The organism is Microbacterium sp. p3-SID336, from assembly GCF_025143365.1.
Classification (GTDB): domain Bacteria; phylum Actinomycetota; class Actinomycetes; order Actinomycetales; family Microbacteriaceae; genus Microbacterium.
Genome location: NZ_JALXPE010000027.1, coordinates 34,763 through 54,104 on the forward strand (window position 1 = coordinate 34,763; position 19,342 = coordinate 54,104).

The 19,342-nt window shown below is 70.7% G+C and carries 15 protein-coding genes; 3 read left to right on the forward strand and 12 right to left on the reverse strand.

Annotated features, from left to right (window positions below; genetic code table 11):
• Positions 1-102: 102 nt before the first annotated feature.
• Genes narI through M3C17_RS09795 form a run of 4 tightly spaced genes read right to left on the reverse strand, consistent with a single transcriptional unit; the run spans position 103 to position 6,945 of the window.
• Positions 103-858: a respiratory nitrate reductase subunit gamma gene (gene narI / locus M3C17_RS09780; RefSeq protein WP_259977511.1), complete on the reverse strand. Its 756-nt coding sequence runs from the start codon at positions 856-858 to the stop codon at positions 103-105.
• Positions 855-1,562: a nitrate reductase molybdenum cofactor assembly chaperone gene (gene narJ / locus M3C17_RS09785; RefSeq protein ID WP_259977513.1), complete on the reverse strand. Its 708-nt coding sequence runs from the start codon at positions 1,560-1,562 to the stop codon at positions 855-857. Before narJ ends, narI begins: the two co-directional genes overlap by 4 nt.
• Positions 1,559-3,196 (reverse strand): nitrate reductase subunit beta, encoded by a 1,638-nt coding sequence (narH, locus tag M3C17_RS09790; RefSeq protein WP_259977515.1) that lies wholly within the window; start codon positions 3,194-3,196, stop codon positions 1,559-1,561. The genes narJ and narH overlap by 4 nt, the downstream gene beginning before the upstream one ends.
• Positions 3,193-6,945: a nitrate reductase subunit alpha gene (locus M3C17_RS09795; RefSeq protein ID WP_396819967.1), complete on the reverse strand. Its 3,753-nt coding sequence runs from the start codon at positions 6,943-6,945 to the stop codon at positions 3,193-3,195. Before M3C17_RS09795 ends, narH begins: the two co-directional genes overlap by 4 nt.
• 129 nt (positions 6,946-7,074) lie before the next feature.
• On the opposite strand from M3C17_RS09795, the gene M3C17_RS09800 reads away from it, so the two are divergent.
• On the forward strand, positions 7,075-8,316 hold the full coding sequence (locus M3C17_RS09800) for an MFS transporter (RefSeq protein ID WP_259977517.1): 1,242 nt from the start codon (positions 7,075-7,077) through the stop codon (positions 8,314-8,316).
• A gap of 1 nt (position 8,317) precedes the next feature.
• Entirely contained in the window at positions 8,318-9,376 is a 1,059-nt protein-coding gene (gene moaA, locus M3C17_RS09805; RefSeq protein WP_259977518.1) for a GTP 3',8-cyclase MoaA, read from the forward strand.
• Position 9,377: 1 nt separating this feature from the next.
• Here moaA and cydC read toward each other — a convergent pair whose 3' ends face one another.
• Genes cydC through M3C17_RS09830 form a run of 5 tightly spaced genes read right to left on the reverse strand, consistent with a single transcriptional unit; the run spans position 9,378 to position 15,822 of the window.
• A complete protein-coding gene (cydC, locus tag M3C17_RS09810; RefSeq protein ID WP_259977520.1) occupies positions 9,378-11,045 on the reverse strand; it encodes a thiol reductant ABC exporter subunit CydC in 1,668 nt (555 codons plus the stop codon).
• On the reverse strand, positions 11,042-12,706 hold the full coding sequence (gene cydD / locus M3C17_RS09815; protein ID WP_259977521.1) for a thiol reductant ABC exporter subunit CydD: 1,665 nt from the start codon (positions 12,704-12,706) through the stop codon (positions 11,042-11,044). Before cydD ends, cydC begins: the two co-directional genes overlap by 4 nt.
• A complete protein-coding gene (cydB, locus tag M3C17_RS09820) occupies positions 12,703-13,731 on the reverse strand; it encodes a cytochrome d ubiquinol oxidase subunit II (protein WP_259977522.1) in 1,029 nt (342 codons plus the stop codon). Before cydB ends, cydD begins: the two co-directional genes overlap by 4 nt.
• 14 nt (positions 13,732-13,745) lie before the next feature.
• Positions 13,746-15,161 (reverse strand): cytochrome ubiquinol oxidase subunit I, encoded by a 1,416-nt coding sequence (locus M3C17_RS09825; RefSeq protein ID WP_259977523.1) that lies wholly within the window; start codon positions 15,159-15,161, stop codon positions 13,746-13,748.
• Entirely contained in the window at positions 15,148-15,822 is a 675-nt protein-coding gene (locus tag M3C17_RS09830; protein ID WP_259977524.1) for a metalloregulator ArsR/SmtB family transcription factor, read from the reverse strand. Before M3C17_RS09830 ends, M3C17_RS09825 begins: the two co-directional genes overlap by 14 nt.
• A gap of 100 nt (positions 15,823-15,922) precedes the next feature.
• On the opposite strand from M3C17_RS09830, the gene radA reads away from it, so the two are divergent.
• Positions 15,923-17,290, forward strand: coding sequence for a DNA repair protein RadA (radA, locus tag M3C17_RS09835; RefSeq protein ID WP_259977525.1), 1,368 nt, complete (start codon positions 15,923-15,925; stop codon positions 17,288-17,290).
• Positions 17,291-17,332: 42 nt separating this feature from the next.
• Here radA and M3C17_RS09840 read toward each other — a convergent pair whose 3' ends face one another.
• The 3 genes from M3C17_RS09840 to M3C17_RS09850 form a co-directional block, all read right to left on the reverse strand.
• Positions 17,333-17,743 carry a dehydrogenase gene (locus M3C17_RS09840; protein WP_259977526.1) on the reverse strand — a complete coding sequence of 137 codons (411 nt, stop codon included), beginning with the start codon at positions 17,741-17,743 and terminating at the stop codon, positions 17,333-17,335.
• A 346-nt stretch (positions 17,744-18,089) separates the two neighbouring features.
• Entirely contained in the window at positions 18,090-18,734 is a 645-nt protein-coding gene (locus M3C17_RS09845; protein ID WP_259977527.1) for a hypothetical protein, read from the reverse strand.
• Between the two features lie 60 nt (positions 18,735-18,794).
• Complete coding sequence (locus tag M3C17_RS09850) at positions 18,795-19,295, reverse strand: amino-acid N-acetyltransferase (protein ID WP_259977528.1); 501 nt, start codon at positions 19,293-19,295, stop codon at positions 18,795-18,797.
• Positions 19,296-19,342 lie beyond the last annotated feature (47 nt).

Genomic DNA, 19,342 nt, shown 5'->3' on the forward strand with positions numbered 1-19,342 from the left:
TGCCGCCGACCGCCCGCCGCGTCAGGACCGTAGCCCGCGCCCGCCACGTCAGGGCCGAAGCGCGAGCCGTCCGCCCGCGGACCGCCGCCCGCGCCCGCCGCGTCAGGGGCGCCGCAGCCGCGCGGCGTCGGGTGTGGACACCGGGTCCCACCCGCGCTTCGGCGCGCGTGTGCCGCGCTGGTCGTCGCGCGAGCGGTAGACGATGTACGGGCGGAACAGGTACCCGACCGGGGCCGAGAACACGTGCACGAGTCGCGTGAACGGCCACAGCGCGAACAGCAGCATCGCCGTGAACACGTGCAGCTGGAACAGCAGCGGCACGTCCAGCATCAGATCGGGCCGCGGCTGCAGGATGATCAGCTGGCGGATCCACGGCGAGATCGTCTCGCGGTAGTGGAAGCCGCCGCCGAACACCTGGTACACCACGGTCGCGCCGGTGCCGAAGAGCAGCGTCGCGCCCAGGAACACGTACATCACCTTGTCCATCACCGTGGTCGCGAGGAACACCGCGGCCACCGTGCGCCGCCGGTAGATCAGGATCGCGAGGCCGGCGAGGGTGAGCACCGCGGCCGCCGTGCCGAGCACGGTCGCCCCGACGTGGTAGATCTCCTCCGTGATGCCGATCGCGTACAGCCACTCCCGCGGGATCAGCAGCCCCACGACATGCCCCGCGATCACCATGAGGATGCCCAGGTGGAACATCGGCGACCCCCACCGCAGCAGCCGGTTCTCGTAGGTCTGCGACGACCGCGTCGTCCAGCCGAACTTGTCGTAGCGGTACCGCCAGATGTGGCCGAGCACGAAGACCGCGGCGCAGACGTAGGGCACCACGACCCACAGGATGATGTCGAGGCTCATCTCGGCTCCCTCGTTCGGAAAGCGGGCATCGGCAGGCTCAGGCCCACGGTCTCGGCGGGCGGCCCCTCGTTCACGAGCGACAGCACGCGCTCGCGCATCGCCTGGTCGACCTTCGGAAGCGACAGCGTCACCGCACGAACCACGTCCGCCCAGCGGCTGTCCATGCTCTCCAGCGCCGCCCGCAGCACCTCCACACCCTCGCGGTGCGCGGCCAGTACGGCGTCGGCCACGGGCGAGGCTGAACGCGCGGAGAACTCCAGCACGGCGGGCAGGTAGTCGGGCAGCTCCGCCGCGTCGAACTCCCATCCCGCCGCGCGGTATGCCTCCCGGAACGTGACGAGGGCCGTTCCCCGCCGCCGCGTGTCACCCGTCGCGTAGTAGCTCAGATACAGCGAGCACTTGCGCTTGAGGTCGAAGGTCGTCACGTATTCGCGCTGCACCTGCGCCTCTCCGGCCTGCACCGCACTCTCGAGGAACCGCAGCAGCGGCTCCTCGACCGCCGCCGGCAGCCCGACTGTGTGCGCCCGGACGACCGGCACCCGGTCGAACCACGCCGCGTCGGGGTAGTCGAGCAGCAGCGACGCGATCATGTGCACGGTGCGCCGCTGCGGCGGGCTGAGCGGCGCCGGCGTCAGCGCGTCCGGCAGCGGGCGCCGCGGGGTGACCCGCCCTGCACGCTCCCTGATCGGCAGGACGCTGCTCATTTCTCGGCCTCCGGCGGGAACAGCCCGCCGGGGCGACCGTTGCCGTCCCAGTTCAGCAGGTTGACGCGGCCCGGTGTCGATGGGCGGTCGGCGGTCTGCCGGTCGGCCAGCACGTGGAAGTTCTCCACCGCCACCGGGGTGAGCCGGCCACTGTTCTCGCCGAACGGTCCGGCGCCGCCCATGCCGGGGCCGTCCTCGTAGTCCAGCGAGCACGCCATCTCCTCCAGCTCGTGCGCCCGCTCGGCATGTGCGGCCGGGATCACGTAGCGCTCCTCGTACTTGGCGATCGCCAGCAGCCGGTACATCTCCTCGATCTCCGCGCCGGTCATGCCCACGGCGTTCGCGATCCGCTCGTCGCGCTCGTCGTCGAGGTTCACTCCGCGCATGTACGACCGCATCGCCGCGAGCTTGCGCAGGGAGGCGTCAACGGGCTTCACATCCCCGGCGGTGAACATCTCGGCGAGGTACCCGATCGGGATCCGCAGCTTGTCGATCGCGGCGAACAGGGTCCGCGCGTCCTCCCCGTCGTTGCCCGATCCGCTCACCACGTCGACCACGGGCGACAGCGGCGGGATGTACCAGACCATCGGCATCGTCCGGTACTCGGGGTGCAGCGGCAGCGCCACCCGGTACTTCTGGATGAGCCGGTAGATGGGGCTGCGCTGCGCCGCCTCGATCCAGTCCTCGGGGATGCCGTCCCGCCGCGCGGCCTCGACGACGGCGGGGTCGTTGGGGTCGAGGATGATCGAGCGCTGCGCATCGAGCAGTTCGTGCTCGTCCTCCACCGCCGCCGCCTCGGCGACGCGGTCCACGTCGTACAGCACGAGGCCGAGGTAGCGCAGCCGTCCGACGCAGGTCTCGGAGCACACCGTGGGAAGCCCGACCTCGATGCGCGGGTAGCACATGGTGCACTTCTCGGCCTTGCCGGTCTTGTGGTTGAAGTACACCTTCTTGTACGGGCAGCCCGACACGCACATGCGCCAGCCGCGGCAGGCGTCCTGATCCACGAGGACGATGCCGTCCTCCTCGCGCTTGTACATCGCGCCGGAGGGGCACGAGGCCACGCACGAGGGGTTCAGGCAGTGCTCGCAGATGCGCGGCAGGTAGAACATGAACGCCTTCTGGAACTCGGCCTCGACCTGCTCGCTCATCTTCTGCAGGATCGGGTCCTCGTGCATGGTCTCGAGCGATCCGCCGAGGTCGTCGTCCCAGTTGGCCGACCACGAGATCTTCATGTCCTTGCCCGTGATGAGGCTCTTCGGCCGCGCGACGGGGGTGTGCTCGCCGCTCGGGGAGTTCACGAGCATGTCGTAGTCGTACGTCCACGGCTCGTAGTAGTCGTCCATGCCCGGCAGCTTCGGGTTAGAGAAGATCCGCGCGAGCTTCGCGAGCCGCCCGCCGCTGCGCAGCCGCAGCCGCCCGCGCCTGTCGCGGACCCAGCCGCCGCCCCACTTCTCCTGGTCCTGATAGCCGCGGGGATAGCCGACGCCCGGCCGGGTCTCCACGTTGTTGAACCAGACGTACTCCATGCCGGTGCGGTTGGTCCACGCCTGCTTGCACGTGACCGAGCACGTGTGACACCCGATGCACTTGTCGAGGTTCATCACCATCGACATCTGCGCCATGACCTTCATCGGTACCGCACCTCCTGATCGCGGCGGCGGATCGTGGTGACCTCGTCGCGCTGGTTGCCCGTCGGCCCCAGGTAGTTGAACGCCCACGCCAGCTGCGCGTACCCGCCGATGAGGTGGCTGGGCTTGAGCAGGATGCGCGTGAGCGAGTTGTGGATGCCGCCGCGCTGACCGCTGACCTCGGAGATCGGCACATCGACCGTTCGATCCTTCGCGTGGTACATGTACACGGTGCCCTCGGGCATACGGTGCGACACGTTCGCCCTGGCGACGACCACGCCGTTGCGGTTGTACGACTCGATCCAGTCGTTGTCCCGCACCCCGATCTTCTCCGCGTCCTGCGGACTCATCCAGATCGTGGGTCCGCCGCGGGAGAGCGACAGCATGAACAGGTTGTCCTGGTACTCCGAGTGGATCGACCACTTCGAGTGCGGCGTCAGGTAGCGCACGTGCACCTCGGCGGCGCTGCTCGTGCCCGGCACGACGTCGTCGAAGAGCCGGTGCATGTCGAGCGGAGGACGGTACACCGGCAGCGCCTCGCCCAGCTCGTCCATCCAGTCGTGGTCGAGGTAGAAGTGCTGACGCCCGGTGAGGGTGTGCCAGGGCTTGAGGTGCTCGACGTTGATCGCGAACGCGGTGTACCGTCGGCCGCCGTGCTCCGACCCCGACCACTCCGGAGACGTGATCACGCTGCGCGGCTGCAGCGAGACGTCCGCGAACGTGAGCCGCGTGCCCTCGTGCTCGTCCGCGAGGAAGGCCATCTCCTGCCCGGTGTGCTTCTCGAGCGCGTGGAAGCCCTGCACCGCGAGCCGGCCGTTGCTGGTGCCGGAGAACGCGAGGATCATCTCGCACGCCCGCCGATCCGTGTCCAGGCGCACCGAGCCCGTGTACGGCCCGGCCGCGACCACCCCGTTCACCCGCTTCAGCTTCTCGATCTCGGGTTCCGCGCGATAGGTGATGCCCTTCGTGGTCATCCCAAGCTTCTGGGTCAGCGGACCCAGCGCCTTCCACCGTTCGTAGAGGTTCGGGTAGTCCCGCTCGACCACGGCCAGCTTCGGCATCGTCACCCCTGGCACCCGCGGCAGGTCCTGCACCCGGCCGTGCGGCGTGGCCATCACGTCCGGGGTGTCGTGCTGCAGCGGCGTGGCGACGAGATCGTGCCGCACCCCCAGGTGGGTGCGCGCCATGGCGCTGAACTTCTCCGCCAGCAGGCCGAACGCGTCGAAGTCGGTCTTCGTCTGCCACGGCGGGGCGATCGCCGGATTGAACGCGTGGATGAACGGGTGCATGTCGGTCGAGGAGAGATCGTGCTTCTCGTACCAGGTGGCCGCGGGGAGCACGATGTCGCTGAACAGCGTGGTGCTCGTCATGCGGAAATCGGCCGTCATCAGCAGGTCGAGCTTGCCCTCGGGCGCCTTCTCCCGCCATGTCATCGTCGCCGGGCGCGAGCCGGGCGCCGCCTCCTCCGCGCGGATCGCGGCATCCGTGCCCAGCAGGTGCTTCAGGAAGTACTCGTTGCCCTTGCCGGAGGAGCCGAGGATGTTCGCCCGCCACACCAGCACGATGCGCGGGAAGTTCGCCGGCGCGTCCGGATCCTCCACCGCGAAACGCAGAGTCCCGTCGTCCAGGCTGTCGACCACGTGCTGCGCGGGCTCCTTGCCGTGGGCGGCCGCCTCGTCGCACAGGTCGAGCGGGTTGCGGTCGAACGTCGGATAGCTCGGCATCCAGCCGCGCTGCACGGACTCCACGAGACAGTCCGCGGTGGTGCGTCCCGCGAACCGCCCGGTGCCGAGCGGCGAGGCGAGCTGATCGGCCGGGAGTCCGTCGTAGCGCCACTGATCCGTCGCGAGGTACCAGAACGCCGTGCCGATCGTGTGCCGCGGAGGGCGGCCCCAGTCGGCCGCCGCCGCATACTGCTGGTAGCCCGTGATCGGGCGCACCTTCTCCTGCCCGACGTAGTGCGCCCAGCCGCCGCCGTTCACGCCCTGGCAGCCGGTCATCGTGGTGAGCGCCAGGAACGTGCGGTAGATCGTGTCGGAGTGGAACCAGTGGTTGGTGCCCGCGCCCATCAGGATCATCGACCGGCCGCCCGAGCGCTCAGCGTTGTCCGCGAACTCCCGCGCGATGCGCAGAGCCTGCGCTGCGGGCACCGCGGTGTGCTCCTCCTGCCAGGCCGGGGTGCCGGGGGTGCCCGCATCGTCGTAGCCCTCCGGCCACTCCCCCGGCAGGCCATCGCGCCCGACACCGTACTGCGCCAGCATCAGGTCGAACACCGTGGTGACCGCCCTTCCGGCGACCGTGCGCACTGGCACTCCGCGGACGACGACGCCGGACCCGCCCGCGTGCTCCTGCCCGGGCTGCGGGTCGAGGTCGAAGCGCGGCAGCCGCACCTCCGCCGACTCCGAGGTTCCGGGCAGGTCGGCGATCGACAGCGGCGGAACGACGCCCTCCAGGTCGAGGTTCCACTTCCCCTCGTCCTCCGGCGTGAAGCGGTGGCCGAGCGAGCCGTTCGGCACGACCGGCTTCCCGGACGCATCCAGCAGCACCGGCTTGAACTCGGCCCGCGGCTGCGCGGCGGTGTCGCCCTCCAGGTCGGACGCGGTGAGGAACTTGCCAGGCACGAGTCCCCCGTCCCGCTCCTCCAGCGCCACGAGGAACGGCGCGTCGGTGTACCGCCGCATGTACTCCTCGAACCTCGGCGTGCGCTTCTCGACGAAGTGCTCGCGGAGGATGACGTGGCCCATCGCGAGCGCGAGCGCGGCATCGGTCCCGGGGTGCGGGGCGACCCACTCGTCGGCGAACTTCGTGTTGTCGGTGTAGTCGGGTGAGACCGTGACGACCTTCTGACCGCGATACCGGGCCTCGGCCATGAAGTGCGCGTCGGGGGTTCGGGTGACCGGTACGTTCGAGCCCCACATGATGAGGTAGCCCGCGTTCCACCAGTCGGCGGACTCCGGCACGTCGGTCTGGTCGCCGAACACCTGCGGGCTGGCGACAGGGAGGTCGGCGTACCAGTCGTAGAAGGACAGCATCGTGCCGCCCAGCAGGTTCAGGAAGCGGGAGCCGGCGCCGTGCGACACCATCGACATGGCGGGGATCGGCGAGAAGCCGGCGACGCGGTCGGGACCGTAGAACTTGACGGTGTGCACATGCGCGGCCGCGGCGATCTCGATCACCTCGTCCCACGTGGTGCGGATCAGGCCGCCCTTCCCCCGCACCCGCTTGTAGGCGGCGGCCTTCTCCGGATTCTCGACGATGGACGCCCAGGCGTCGACCGGGTCGGCGTGGATCGCCCGCGCCTCGCGGTACAGCCGGGCCAGCGTGTCGCGGATGTACGGGTAGCGCACCCGGGTCGGCGAGTACGTGTACCAGCTGAAGGCCGCTCCGCGCGGGCAGCCCCGCGGCTCGTACTCCGGGGAGTCGGGCCCGATCGACGGGTAGTCCGTCTGCTGCGCCTCCCACGTGATGATGCCGTCCTTGACGTACACCTTCCACGAGCACGAGCCGGTGCAGTTCACCCCGTGGGTCGAGCGGACGACCTTGTCGTGCGACCAGCGGTCGCGGTAGAACGCATCCCCCGCGCGCCCGCCGTCGAGGAACAGGGACCGGAGGTCGGGCGACACCTCCCCGGGGCGCAGGAACCGTCCCAGATTGAGCAGGCCATCGGCGAGGGCGCCGTCGGTCGCAGGCGGGCTGTCGGTTCGGCTGCCAGGGGTCACGGCTGCTCCTTCACGAGGCTTTTGACTCAGCATCCTTTCTCCGGGTCCGAGGGCGCACAAGGGTACGCCGGGGTAAATCACCAGGGCGGAATTAGCACGGGTGATGGTGCCTCGCGCGGCCGGACGCGAAGCTACTCTCAACGCACGAAGGAGGCTTCACCCATGACTTCTGCTGCTCCCGCCACGACCGCCACCGCCCAGGACGACCTCCGCGGCGGCATCGTCCAGGTCGTCCTCGCGACGCTCGCCTCCACGGTCGGCTTCTGGGCGTGGATGGCGATCTCGCCGCTGCAGAAGCTCTACGCCACGCAGATCGGGCTCGACGAGGGGCAGATCTCCCTGATGCTCGCCACCCCCGTGCTGGTGGGAGCGCTCGGTCGCATCGTCGTGGGCGCCATGACCGACCGCTTCGGCGGGCGCAAGATGTTCACGTTCGTCCTGGTCACCTCGGTGCCGGCCGTGCTCCTGGTCGCTCTGGCCGGACAGATCGGCAGCTTCCCGCTGCTGCTCGTGGCCGGCTTCTACCTCGGCGTCGCCGGCACGATCTTCGCCGTCGGCATCCCCTTCTCCAGCGCCTGGTACCCGCCGTCGCGCCGAGGCTTCGCGAACGGCGTCTTCGGCATGGGCATGATCGGCACCGCGATCTCGGCGTTCTTCACGCCGCGCCTGGTGGAGGCCATCGGCTACCTGCCCACGCACCTGCTGATCGCCGGAGTGCTCACCGCCTTCGCCGCGATGTCCTGGCTGCTGCTGCGCGACTCCCCGGCCTGGCGACCGAACACCGACCGCTTCGTCCCGAAGGTCGTGGGGGCGCTCAAGCTCGCGGTGACCTGGGAGATGGCCTTCCTCTACGGCATCGTGTTCGGCGGCTTCGTCGCGTTCTCGACCTTCCTGCCCAAGTACCTCACGACGATCTACCCGGACGACGTCGACGTGGTCGGCGCCGGGACCCGCACGGCGCTGTTCGCGGCCGCGGCGGTGGTCGCACGCCCCATCGGCGGTGTGCTCGCCGACCGGTTCGGCCCCAAGGTCATCGCGCTGATCTCGCTCGGCGGCATCGTCTCGCTCGCCTACATCGTCGGCCAGCAGCCGCCGGAGGGCATCGTCACCGGCGCGACGTTCATCATGATGGCGGCCGCCATGGGCCTCGGCATGGGCGCCGTGTTCGCCTGGATCGGCCCGTCGACGCCCCCGGAGAAGGTGGGCTCGGTCAGCGGCATCGTCGCGGCGGCCGGCGGGCTGGGCGGCTACTTCCCCCCGCTCGTCATGGGCGCGACCTACAATGCCGACACCAACTCGTATTCGCTCGGCCTCTGGCTGCTCGTGTTCGTCGGCGCGTTCGCGCTGGTGGTCGCCGGGATGCTCCGCGACGTCGGAGGGCGTCGCAACGGAGGGAAGGCATGACATGACGGCAGTGGCCGTGCAGATCGGACGCCGCAGGCCCGTGGCCACGGCGCCCGCCTCGCACGGTCCGCTGCTCGACACGCACGGCCGCGTGCACCGCGACCTGCGCATCTCCCTCACCGACCGGTGTTCGCTGCGCTGCACGTACTGCATGCCCGAGCAGGGCAACGAGTGGCTCGCGCGCACCTCCATCCTCACGCTCGACGAGATCGAGCGGGTGGCGCGCGTCGCCGCCGCGGCGGGCATTACCACCTTCCGGCTCACGGGCGGAGAGCCGCTGCTGCGCCCGGACCTGGTCGAGGTCGTCCGACGGCTGAGCGCGATCGACGAGGGTCACGGTCCCGTGCAGGTGGCCATGACCACGAACGGCATCCGCCTGGCGGAGCAGCTCGACGCGCTCGTCGCGGCAGGTCTCGCACGCGTGAACATCTCGCTCGACACGCTGCGCCGCGACCGGTTCGCCGCCCTCACCCGCCGCGACCGCCTGGACGACGTGCGGCGGGGCATCGAAGCCGCCCGTGACTCGGGTCTGCGACCGCTCAAGCTCAACGCGGTCGCGATGCGGGGCGTGAACGAGGACGAGTTGTGCGACCTGGTGGAGTTCGCGCTCGCGCACGACGCCGAGCTGCGCTTCATCGAGCAGATGCCGCTCGATGCGGGTCACACGTGGGATCGCGCGCGGATGGTGACACGCGAGGAGATCCTGCACGCGCTGGCGGAGCGCTGGAGCCTCACGGCGGTGCCAGGGCGCGGCGGCGCCCCGGCCGAGCGCTGGCGGCTGGACGGCGGCCCCGCCACGGTCGGCGTGATCGCCTCCGTCACCGCCCCGTTCTGCGGAGACTGCGACCGGCTGCGCCTGACGGCCGACGGGCAGCTGCGCAACTGTCTGTTCTCCACGGACGAATACGACCTGCTGCCCATGCTCCGCGACTCGACGCGGACGGACGCCGACCTCGAGGCCGTGCTGCGGAACTGCGTCTGGGCGAAGCTGCCTGGCCACGCGATCGACGACCCCGGCTTCCTGCAGCCCGACCGCGGCATGAACGCGATCGGCGGCTGACTCAGCGCGTGCGACCGGCCTCGATGTGCACCACACGATCGATCGTGCCCGCGGGCGGCGCCACGTGCGAGATGAGCAGCACGGACTGATCGCCCGCAGCCCCCAGCAGGTCGCGCAGCAGCGCGTCGGACGCCTCCGGGTCCACCCCGGCCGTCGGCTCGTCGAGGACCAGCACCGGGAACCCCCGCAGCAGCGCGCGAGCCAACGCGATCCGCTGCGCCTGACCGCCGGACACCAGCGCGCCGCGGTCGCCGACCCTGGCGTCGAGGCCCCCGCGCTCGCGCACCCAGGCCCCGAGCCCGACACGGTCGAGCACGGCCAGCAGCTCGTCGTCGGTCGCGGTGTCGCGTGCGAACAGCAGGTTCTGGCGCACGTCCTCGTCGAACAGCTGCGGCTGCTGCTCGCAGAGGCCGATCACGCGCCGCAGCGCCGGTCCGGACAGGGCGCTCGCGTCGTGGTCGCCCACCCGGTACTCCCCCTCCACCCGCAGGAAGCCGACGAGCGCGGCGGCCAGCGAGCTCTTGCCCGCACCGCTCGGCCCCGTCACCAGGACCCGCTCGCCGGGCCCCACGGCCAGGTCGACGCCCGCGAGTGCCGTGGCCCCGCCCAGCCACGCGGCTCGGACATCGCGCAGCGAGAGGGAGGGCGTGCCGGCGATCTCGACCTCGTCGCCCGCATCGGCGCGCAGCTCGGGCGGCATGCGCACCGGCAGCACGTCGACGATGCGCTCGGCGCTCGCGCGCACGCTCCGCCACGACGCCGCCGCCACCGGCACCGCCCCGAAGATCTCGAACACCACCATCGGCACGAGCACGGCCACCGCCAGCCAGGGAGCGTCGATCGCGCCGGTCGCGAGCCCGGGAGAGGCGGCGGCCAGCGCCCACACCGAGGCCGCCCCCGCGAGGAACGACACGGCGCCGGCCGCGACAGCCTGCGCCAGCGAGGCCCTGGTCACCACGCGCCGCAGAGCAGCATCCGCCTGCCGGATGCGCTCGCGCGCCGCCTGCTCCGCCCCGAAGGCGAGCAGCACGTCCAGGCTGCCGAAGTAGTCGACCAGCGCCGCAGACACTTCGGCCCGCCGCGCGGACACGGCGGCTTCGGCGCGCGAGCCGAAGACCCAGCCGAGCCCGACCGCCGCGACCGCCGCCAGCAACAGGCACACCGCGAGCGTGAGAGCCGCCACCGGTGACACGAACAGCAGGAAGCCCACGGCCCCGAGCGCGACGACGGCCGAGACCGCGAGCGGCTGCACGACGCGCAGGGGCAGGTTCTGCAGGTTCTCGACATCGTCCACCAGGGCCGCGAGCACCTGCCCGCGGTCGGTGGCGCCGAGCCCGGCCGGCGAGAGCGGGATCAGCCGCCTGACCATGTCGGAGCGCGTGGCGGCGAGCTGCCGCAGGGCGGCATCGTGTCCGCTCAACCGCTCGAGGTAGCGGGTGACCGCCCGCGTGACGGCGAAGAAGCGGACGCCCACGACGGCGATCGACAGGGGCACGAGCGAGTCGACGATCGAGGCGCTGACGATCAGCCAGCCGCTCACGGCGAGCAGGCTCACGGCGGCGGCGGCCGACAGCACGCCCCACACCAGTCCGGGCAGGAAGCGGCGCACCGGCGGCTGCGCGAGCCGCAGGACATCGCGGACCCGCTGCCCTCTCGTCACGTCGCTCATGCGGGCACCCCCAGGTCGACGATGCGGTCGGCGATGTCGCGGGCGGTACGGCGATGCGAGACGAGGAGGACCATGGCCCCGGAGTCCGCGCGCTCGCGCAGCGACCGCCAAAGCCGCGCCTCGGTCTCCGGGTCGAGCGCGCTCGACGGCTCGTCCAGCGCGAGCACGGCGTGCGGGGCACGGCTGTGCCGGTAGAGGGCACGGGCCACGGCCACGCGTTGCGCCTGCCCCCCGGAGAGGCCACTGCCCTGCACGCCCAGCGGCCGGTCGGGCTCGACCCCCTCCGCGCACGCCGCGGTGAGCGCCGCACGCACCAGCGCCGCATCGGGGTCTTGGTCGCCGAGCGCGACGTTGGCGGCGACGGTCCCCCGGATGAGCCCGGGGGCCTGCCCTGCCCACGCCAGCCACTCGGACGGGGCGAGTCCCCGCACGTCCCGCCCTCCCCACGCGGCCTCACCCGTGAACGGCACGGCTCCGCGCAGCGCCGCCAGCAGGCTCGACTTGCCCGATCCGCTCGGCCCCTCGATCAGGGTGATGCTGCCCGGCTCGGCCGTGAACGAGACCGGTGGAAGCTCGCGGACGCGGAGGCCGTCCACCACGAGCAGCCCGTCCGGCGTTCGCAACTCAGGAGAAGCACCGCCGGCTCCGCCGGAAAGCGCGCGGGATCGGCTCGAAGACGCGGGAACTCCTGCGTTGTGAACCTCCGCGCCCCGGTCCTGCGCGGCGTCCAGCACCGCGAACACATCCTCGGTGGCCGCGACCCCCTCGGCCGCCGCGTGGAACTGCACCCCCACCTGGCGGATGGGGAGGAAGGCCTCGGGTGCGAGCAGCAGCACGAACAGCCCCACCTCGAGGCTCAGGTCGCCGGAGAGCAGCCGGAACCCCACACCCACCGCGATCAGCGCCACCGCGAGCGACGACAGCAGCTCCATCGCGAATCCGGAGAGGAACGAGAAGCGCAGCACCTTCATGGTCTCGCGGCGGTAGTCGTCCGCCGTGGCCTCGATGCGGTCGGCCGCGCGGCGGTCCCGGCCGAACAGGCGCAGCGTGGACAGGCCCTGGACGGTGTCGGCGAAGCGCGCGGCGAGGCGCTGGAGCGTCTGCCACTGCCGCTTCTGGACGGTGCGGGTGGCCATGCCGATCAGGATCAGGAACAGCGGAATGAGCGGCAGCGTGATGATCGCGGTCAGTCCGCTCGGCCAGTCCTGCCACCACATGACCGCGACGAGCACGGGCGTCGCGATCACGGTGAGCACGAGCTGCGGGATGTAGCGCGCGAAGTAGGCGTCGAGCGCCTCCAGCCCGTGCCCGGCGGTGACCGCGATCTCGGTCTGGTTCCGCTGGGCCAGCCACCCCGGGCCGAGCCGCCCGACCGCGGCGACCAGGGCGGCCCGCAGCTGCACCCCGGTGCGGGCGGCGGCGCGGGTGCCCGCAGCATCGGACGCGGCGATTAGCAGCCCGCGCAACAGCGCCGCCAGCAGCAGCCACAGCAGGAAGGCGGACACGTCGCGTCCCGCGATCGCGCCGACCACGGCCTGCGTCAGCAGCCAGGCGAACGCGATCGTCATGCCGGTCTGCACGACCCCGATCAACGCGGATGCCGCGAGGAAGCCCCTCGCGGCAGCCGCGTATCTCAGCAGTCTCGGGTCGACCGGCTTCATGCGTGCGCCGGGGCCCCCTCGATGGAGCGGCGGGTGACGCGCTTGCGGAACACCCAGTAGGTCCACGTCTGGTACGCGATCACGAGCGGCAGGGCGATCAGCGCGGTCCAGCTCATGATCTGCAGCGTATACGGGGTGCTGCTCGCGTTCGCGATCGTGAGGCTGTAGGCCGGGTCGATGGTCGACGGCATCACGTAGGGGAACAGCGCGGCGAACAGCATGGTCACCGCCGACATCACGGTGACGACGCCCGCCGCGAACGCCTTTCCGTCCCGTCCGCGCAGTGACAGGGCCACCGCGCTGAGCAGCGACACCGCGGCCACGGCGCCGGCGCCGATCACAAGCCACAGCAGCGGCGCCTCACGACCGGAGGCGATCAGCACGGTCCACAGCACGGTCGCGGCGGCCGCGATCACGGTCGGCAGCGCGGCGCGGGCGGCGAGCTTCCTGGCGTCCTCGTGCACCTGGCCGTCGGTCTTCAGCGCGACGAACAGCACGCCGTGCAGGAAGAACAGCAGCAGCGTCGTCACGCCGACGAGCAGCGCGTACGGGTTGAGCAGGGAGAACAGGCCGCCGACGTAGATGTGGTTCTCGTCGATCGCGACGCCCTGCACGATGTTGCCGAACGCGACGCCCCAGAGCAGCGCGGGGACGACGGAGCCGATCACGATCATCCGGTCGAAGCCCTGCTTCCACTTCCGGCTCTCCCGCTGGTGACGGTATTCGAACGAGACGCCGCGCAGGATGAGCGCGAGCAGGATGAGCAGCAGCGGCAGGTAGAAGCCGCTGAACAGCGTCGCGTACCACTCGGGGAACGAGGCGAACAGCGAGGCGCCGGCCACGATGACCCAGGTCTCGTTGAGGTCCCACACGGGGCCGATGGTGTTGATGACCTGGCGGCGCGACACGTCGTTCTTGCCGAGGAACGGCAGCGACATCCCGACGCCGAAGTCGAAGCCGTCCAGGACGAAGTACCCCACGAAGAGGAAGGCGACGATCCAGAACCAGAGCGTTGCGAGATCCATGATGCTCCTTCCTCTCAGTACACGACCGACGGCAGCTGGGCCGTCTCCTCATGGGGCTGCTCGTCCGTGTCCGGCCCCTTCTGGGCGGCCTTCACGATCAGCCGGACCTCGACCACGGCGAGCGCGGCGTAGATGGCGGTGAAGGAGATCAGCGAGATCAGCACCTCGACGCCCGTCACGCCCGGCGAGACGCCGTCGCGGGTGGACATCAGCCCGAACACGATCCACGGCTGCCGACCCATCTCCGTGAACACCCAGCCCATGATGTTGGCGGCGAGCGCGAGCGGGAACGACCAGATGGCGAGCTTCCACATCCATGGCGCCGGTGCCTTCTTGGCGTTCTTGCGGGTCAGCCACAGACCGACGACGGCGACGAGCGCAGCGGCCATGCCGAGGCCGATCATCCAGCGGAACGACCAGTACGTGATCCAGAGGACCGGGGCGAAGTCAGTGAGGCCGGTGCTCGCGTAGGTCTGGGCGTATTCCGCGTTCAGGTCGTTGATGCCGTGCACGCAGGCGTCAAGCGTGTGCGTGGACAGCAGCGACAGCAGGTAGGGCACCCGGATGGAGAACAGCTCCGAGCTGCCGTCCGGCGTCCCCAGCGTGAAGAGGCTGAAGGAGGCGTCGGCGCCGCAGACGGTGTTGAACGTGGCCTCGGCCGCGGCCATCTTCATCGGCTGGGCGTCGTACATCGCCAGACCCAGCTGGTCACCCGTGAGCACGACTCCCGCGGTCGAGAAGATCATGGCCCAGAGGCCGAACTTCAGCGAGATGCGCATGGTGTCGAAGTGCTGTCCGCGGGCGAGGTGCCAGGCGGAGACCGAGATCACGACGCCGGCGGCGAACATGAGCGCACCGAAGATCGTGTGCGGGAAGGCGGCGAGCGCGACCGGGTTCGTCAGCAGCGCCCAGAAATCGGTGAGCTCGGCGCGATTGGTGACCTCGTTGTACGTGTAGCCGACCGGGTTCTGCATGAACGCGTTGGCCGCGATGATGAAGTACGCCGAGATGATGCTGCCGATCGACACGCACCAGATGGTGGCGAGGTGCAGCTTCTGCGGGAGCTTGTCCCAGCCGAAGATCCACAGCCCGATGAAGGTCGCCTCGAAGAAGAAGGCCAGCAGCCCCTCGAAGGCCAGCGGGGCGCCGAACACGTCGCCGACGAAGCGGGAGTAATCGGACCAGTTCATGCCGAACTGGAACTCCTGCACGATGCCGGTGACCACGCCCATCGCGAAGTTGATCAGGAAGATCTTCCCGAAGAAGCGGGTCAGGTGCAGGTACTGGACCTTGCCGGTGCGCACCCACGCGGTCTGGAAGATGGCGGCCACCATCGCCATGCCGATCGTGAGCGGCACGAACAGGTAGTGGTAGACCGTCGTGAGCCCGAACTGCCATCGGGCGAGAGCGAGCGGATCAAGCCATTCCATGCGTGATTCCCCTTCTGTCGAGCGAACGCGCGCTGGTGTCGCGCAGCTGCACCGTGCACTCCGCGGGGAGGTCGGCATCGCGCACGCACTCGGCTTCGAGCGGTCCTCCTGCGGCCGTCAGCACTCCCTGCATGAGCCCGAGGTGCACCTGGCAGAGCATCGGACGGTCTTCCGGCCGCCCCGCCGCGTGCGGGCACGGGCTGAGGTCGACCGTGAGAATCCGGTCGTCCACGACGGGCTCGAACCCGCTCTCCTCGAGGTGCTCGACCAGGGCGTCGAGCTGATACGTGGCGTCGCGGCCGAGCTCGGTGACGGCTCCCGGCAGCATGCTGCGGAGCAGGTCGCCGCGTCGTGCTGCGGCCTTGGCCTTGTCTCGTGCGACCGGGCTGGACGCCTCGGGCGCACCGGTCGCCGCGCGGTACAGCGTGCGCGGACGGCCCCGCGTGGTGCGGTGCTCCACGGTGGGGATGACGTAGCCGCCCTCGATCAGCCGCTGCAGGTGCTCACGCACCGTGTTGGGGTGCAGCGCGGTCTCCGCGCACAGCTCCCCGATCGAGAGCTCGCCACCTCCGCCGCTGCGACCGGCCTCGAAGAGCAGGTGCAGGATGCGCACCCGCGAGAAGCTGGAGATTGGTCCGCAGACGGACCCGCCGTTGGACATGACTCCATTATTCCGGCGTGACGGGGACGCATGGATAGTCCCGGCCGTGAATAATCACCTGGTCGATAGGGATGTCCGATCCCCCCGATAGCGTGGGGGCATGGCCACCCGAAAACCCGCTCCCCCCGCCTACGTGTGCACCGAGTGCGGCTGGACGACGGCGAAATGGGTCGGGCGCTGCGGCGAATGCCAGCAGTGGGGCACCGTGCAGGAGCAGGCCGCGCAGACCGGCATCCTCCGACGTGTGAGCGCCCTCGCGCCCACGGCCGATCGGGCCGCGCGGCCCATCACGCAGATCACGACGCAGGACGCTCCGCGGCGCACGAGCGGTGTCGGCGAGTTCGACCGCGTGCTCGGCGGCGGCATCGTGCCGGGCGCCGCGATCCTGCTCAGCGGGGAGCCGGGTGTCGGCAAGTCGACGCTGCTGCTCGAGGTCGCCGCGCAGGCCGCACGGTCCGGCCGCCGCGTGCTGTACGCGAGTGCCGAGGAGTCCCCCGCGCAGGTGCGACTGCGGGCCGAGCGCACCGGGGCACTGCACGACGAGCTGTACCTGGCCAGCGAGACCGACCTGGCGACCATCCTGGGCCACATCGACGCGGTGCAGCCGCAGCTGGTGATCGTGGACTCCGTGCAGACGGTGTCGTCGTCGCTGACCGACGGTGCGGCCGGACAGCCGAGCCAGGTGCGTGAGGTCGCCGCGACCCTCATCCGCGTCGCGAAGGAGCGCGACCTCCCGATCGTGATCGTCGGCCACGTCACGAAAGACGGCCAGGTGGCCGGACCGCGCGTGCTGGAGCACCTGGTCGACGTGGTGTGCCACTTCGAGGGCGACCGGCAGACGTCGCTGCGCTTCATCCGCGCCCTCAAGAACCGCTTCGGACCGACCGACGAGGTGGGCTGCTTCGAGATGACCGGCGACGGCATCGCCGAGGTGCCCGATCCCTCCGGTCTCTTCCTCTCGCAGGGTGCCACCGAGCCCGGCACCTGTGTCGCGATCTCGCTGGAGGGTCGCCGGGCGCTCCCGGTGGAGGTGCAGGCCCTCACGGTGCCCAGCAACGCCCCGAACCCGCGGCGCATCGTGCACGGGCTGGACTCGTCCCGGGTCGCGATGGTGCTCGCGATCCTGGAGCGTCGCGCCGGGGTGCCCACCGGCAGCCTCGACGTGTACGTGTCGACCGTGGGCGGCGTGCGCTTCACCGAGCCCGCGGCCGACCTCGCGATCGCGATCGCCGTGGCCGGTTCCATCCAGATGATCTCGGTGCCCCGCACGGTCGCCGCGGTCGGCGAGCTCAGCCTCGCCGGAGAGGTGCGCCCCGTGACCCAGGCGGCGCAGCGCCGGTCCGAGGCCGCGCGGCTCGGCTACGAGCAGGTCGTGGACGATCGATCGAAGACGCTGCGCGCGGCCCTCGGCGACGTGCGCTCCCGCAACGGCGCCCGCCGACCGGACCGCGACATCCCGCCGTTCTGACCGCCCGATCGCGCGGTCGGCTCAGGCGGCGGCGCGGTCGGCTCAGGCGTCGAGCGCCTTGAGCAGCTCGACCGGATCGGCCTGCATCGGGTGCGGCCCGGCGATGTCGAGGAAAACGGTCGTGATCGGGTGCGCGGAGAGGAAGGACCGCAGCCAGGCCGCGTCGTAGATGCCCACTCCTGGCGGGAGGTTGGCCGGCTTGTTCTTCGCGTCGCTGAAGAGCAGCAGCGCGAGGTCGCCCGAGTTCGGGTCGCGGTACGTCCACACCTCTCCACTGTCGAGAGGGTTGTCGCGCGCACCGGGCTTGATCAGCGGCACCACGGTCGTGCCATGGCGAAGAGCCAGCGCGACGGCGGCGACGTCCTGCTTCTCCAGCGCCACAGCCAGCGCCTCGGACCGGAAGTCCTCCGGTGCGGGCTTCTTCTTCGCGGACTTCGCCTTCTTCCCAGCCATGTCTCCAGCTTAGGCATCGGCGCGCCGTGCGGCGCCCGCCCAGGGGGCGGAGCGGGCCGGACATGATTGGGGCCCTCTCGAGTCCTCCATTGGGGACTGGGGTACTCGAGAGGGCCCTCGGACTCTCGAGCGGCGATGTCGAAGCGCTGGGGACGCTGTAGTTCGACGCCACTGGGGATGGCTTGTGCCGCATAGGCGGAGAGTCATGTCTATGGTATCCCAAAGAACCACTCCTGTCAGCACATGTTGCCCCTCCCGGGCATGTCGCCGCTTTTCGGAGCGGGCGCTGCCGAAGACCCCGCGATCCGAAGCACGGCGGCAGGAAGACCTCGAAAGCCGAGGCCGGTCAGTACAGCAGGAACTGTGCCGTGCCGGTGCTCGGGAAGCCCCCGATCGACACCGCCACGTGGTACGAGGCACCGCCCCCGGGGGCGCGCTGACGATTCTCCTGCGCGCAGGTCTCCACGCTCGACCGCGTGCGATCCCAGGTCACCGGCTGCTTGCTCACCACGGTCGACCCGGCCGTGAGCGTGGCGATCATGCTGCTCGGGTTCTCCTGACAGTCGGTCGAGCGCCACCACACGTCCGCACCGCTGGACACCGTGAACACCTGGGTGCTGGACCCCACGTCCATCGTGCAGTCCGTCGCGCCCTTGTTCGTGAGCGAGATCGACAGCTGCGGGTTGACGCCCGCCGCGTAGCTGTCGGCGTCGGTGACCGCCGTCACCTCGATGTCCTTCGCCTCACAGGCCACGATCGCCGGCGTCGCGGGGGCGGTGGGCGTGACGTCGGGCGTGGGCGAGCCCGTGACGGGCGGCGCCGTGGCCGTGGTGCTCGCGGACGAGGTGGGTGCCGGGCTCTCCCCCGCCGTCGCCCACGGCCGTGCGATCAGCAGCCACACCGCGATGCCGATGACGGCGACCACCAGGATCAGCGCGAGGAGCACCGCCAGGCGCCGACGACGATAGACGGCGGCGGAGGGACGGGGCATACGTCCAGGTTAAGCGATCCGCGGTCGCGAGCCTGGGAGGGCGCGGCGCGGTGCCGTGCGTCAGAGGACCTTGAGCATGCGGGTGTTGCCGAGGGTGTTCGGCTTGACGTGCGCCAGGTCGAGGAACTCCTCGACACCCGCGTCTCCACTGCGCAGCAGCTGCGAGTACACGTCAGGGTCGACGACCTGCTCGCCGATCGCCGTATAGCCCCGGCGCCCGAAGAACTCGACCTCGAACGTGAGGCAGAACAGCCGCGACAGTCCGAGGGCGTGCGCGTTCTCCTCGAGCCGGTCGACGATGGCCCGGCCCACCCCGCGCTGCAGCCAGTCCTCGCGGACGAGAAGCGTGCGCACCTCGCCCAGGTCCTCCCAGATGACGTGCAACGCGCCGCAGCCGATCAGCTCGCCGTCGGCCTCCGCGACCACGAACTCCTGCACGGCGCCGTAGAGCACCGCCAGGTCCTTGCCGAGCAGGATGCGCTGCTCCACCATCGGCTGCAGGAGGTTCCGGATGCTCACGATGTCGGCGCTGCGCGCCGGCCGGACGATGTACTCGGTCACCCGACCAGCCTAGGGCGATGCTCGCCGAGCGGACCCTGGACACGGAG

What these genes read in the sequence shown, in the direction of transcription:
- narI (WP_259977511.1), bottom strand. Translation starts at nt 858, where the DNA reads ATGAGCCTCGACATCATCCTGTGGGTCGTGGTGCCCTACGTCTGCGCC.
- narJ (WP_259977513.1), bottom strand. Translation starts at nt 1,562, where the DNA reads ATGAGCAGCGTCCTGCCGATCAGGGAGCGTGCAGGGCGGGTCACCCCG.
- narH (WP_259977515.1), bottom strand. Translation starts at nt 3,196, where the DNA reads ATGAAGGTCATGGCGCAGATGTCGATGGTGATGAACCTCGACAAGTGC.
- M3C17_RS09795 (WP_396819967.1), bottom strand. Translation starts at nt 6,945, where the DNA reads ATGCTGAGTCAAAAGCCTCGTGAAGGAGCAGCCGTGACCCCTGGCAGC.
- M3C17_RS09800 (WP_259977517.1), top strand. Translation starts at nt 7,075, where the DNA reads ATGACTTCTGCTGCTCCCGCCACGACCGCCACCGCCCAGGACGACCTC.
- moaA (WP_259977518.1), top strand. Translation starts at nt 8,318, where the DNA reads ATGACGGCAGTGGCCGTGCAGATCGGACGCCGCAGGCCCGTGGCCACG.
- cydC (WP_259977520.1), bottom strand. Translation starts at nt 11,045, where the DNA reads ATGAGCGACGTGACGAGAGGGCAGCGGGTCCGCGATGTCCTGCGGCTC.
- cydD (WP_259977521.1), bottom strand. Translation starts at nt 12,706, where the DNA reads ATGAAGCCGGTCGACCCGAGACTGCTGAGATACGCGGCTGCCGCGAGG.
- cydB (WP_259977522.1), bottom strand. Translation starts at nt 13,731, where the DNA reads ATGGATCTCGCAACGCTCTGGTTCTGGATCGTCGCCTTCCTCTTCGTG.
- M3C17_RS09825 (WP_259977523.1), bottom strand. Translation starts at nt 15,161, where the DNA reads ATGGAATGGCTTGATCCGCTCGCTCTCGCCCGATGGCAGTTCGGGCTC.
- M3C17_RS09830 (WP_259977524.1), bottom strand. Translation starts at nt 15,822, where the DNA reads ATGTCCAACGGCGGGTCCGTCTGCGGACCAATCTCCAGCTTCTCGCGG.
- radA (WP_259977525.1), top strand. Translation starts at nt 15,923, where the DNA reads ATGGCCACCCGAAAACCCGCTCCCCCCGCCTACGTGTGCACCGAGTGC.
- M3C17_RS09840 (WP_259977526.1), bottom strand. Translation starts at nt 17,743, where the DNA reads ATGGCTGGGAAGAAGGCGAAGTCCGCGAAGAAGAAGCCCGCACCGGAG.
- M3C17_RS09845 (WP_259977527.1), bottom strand. Translation starts at nt 18,734, where the DNA reads ATGCCCCGTCCCTCCGCCGCCGTCTATCGTCGTCGGCGCCTGGCGGTG.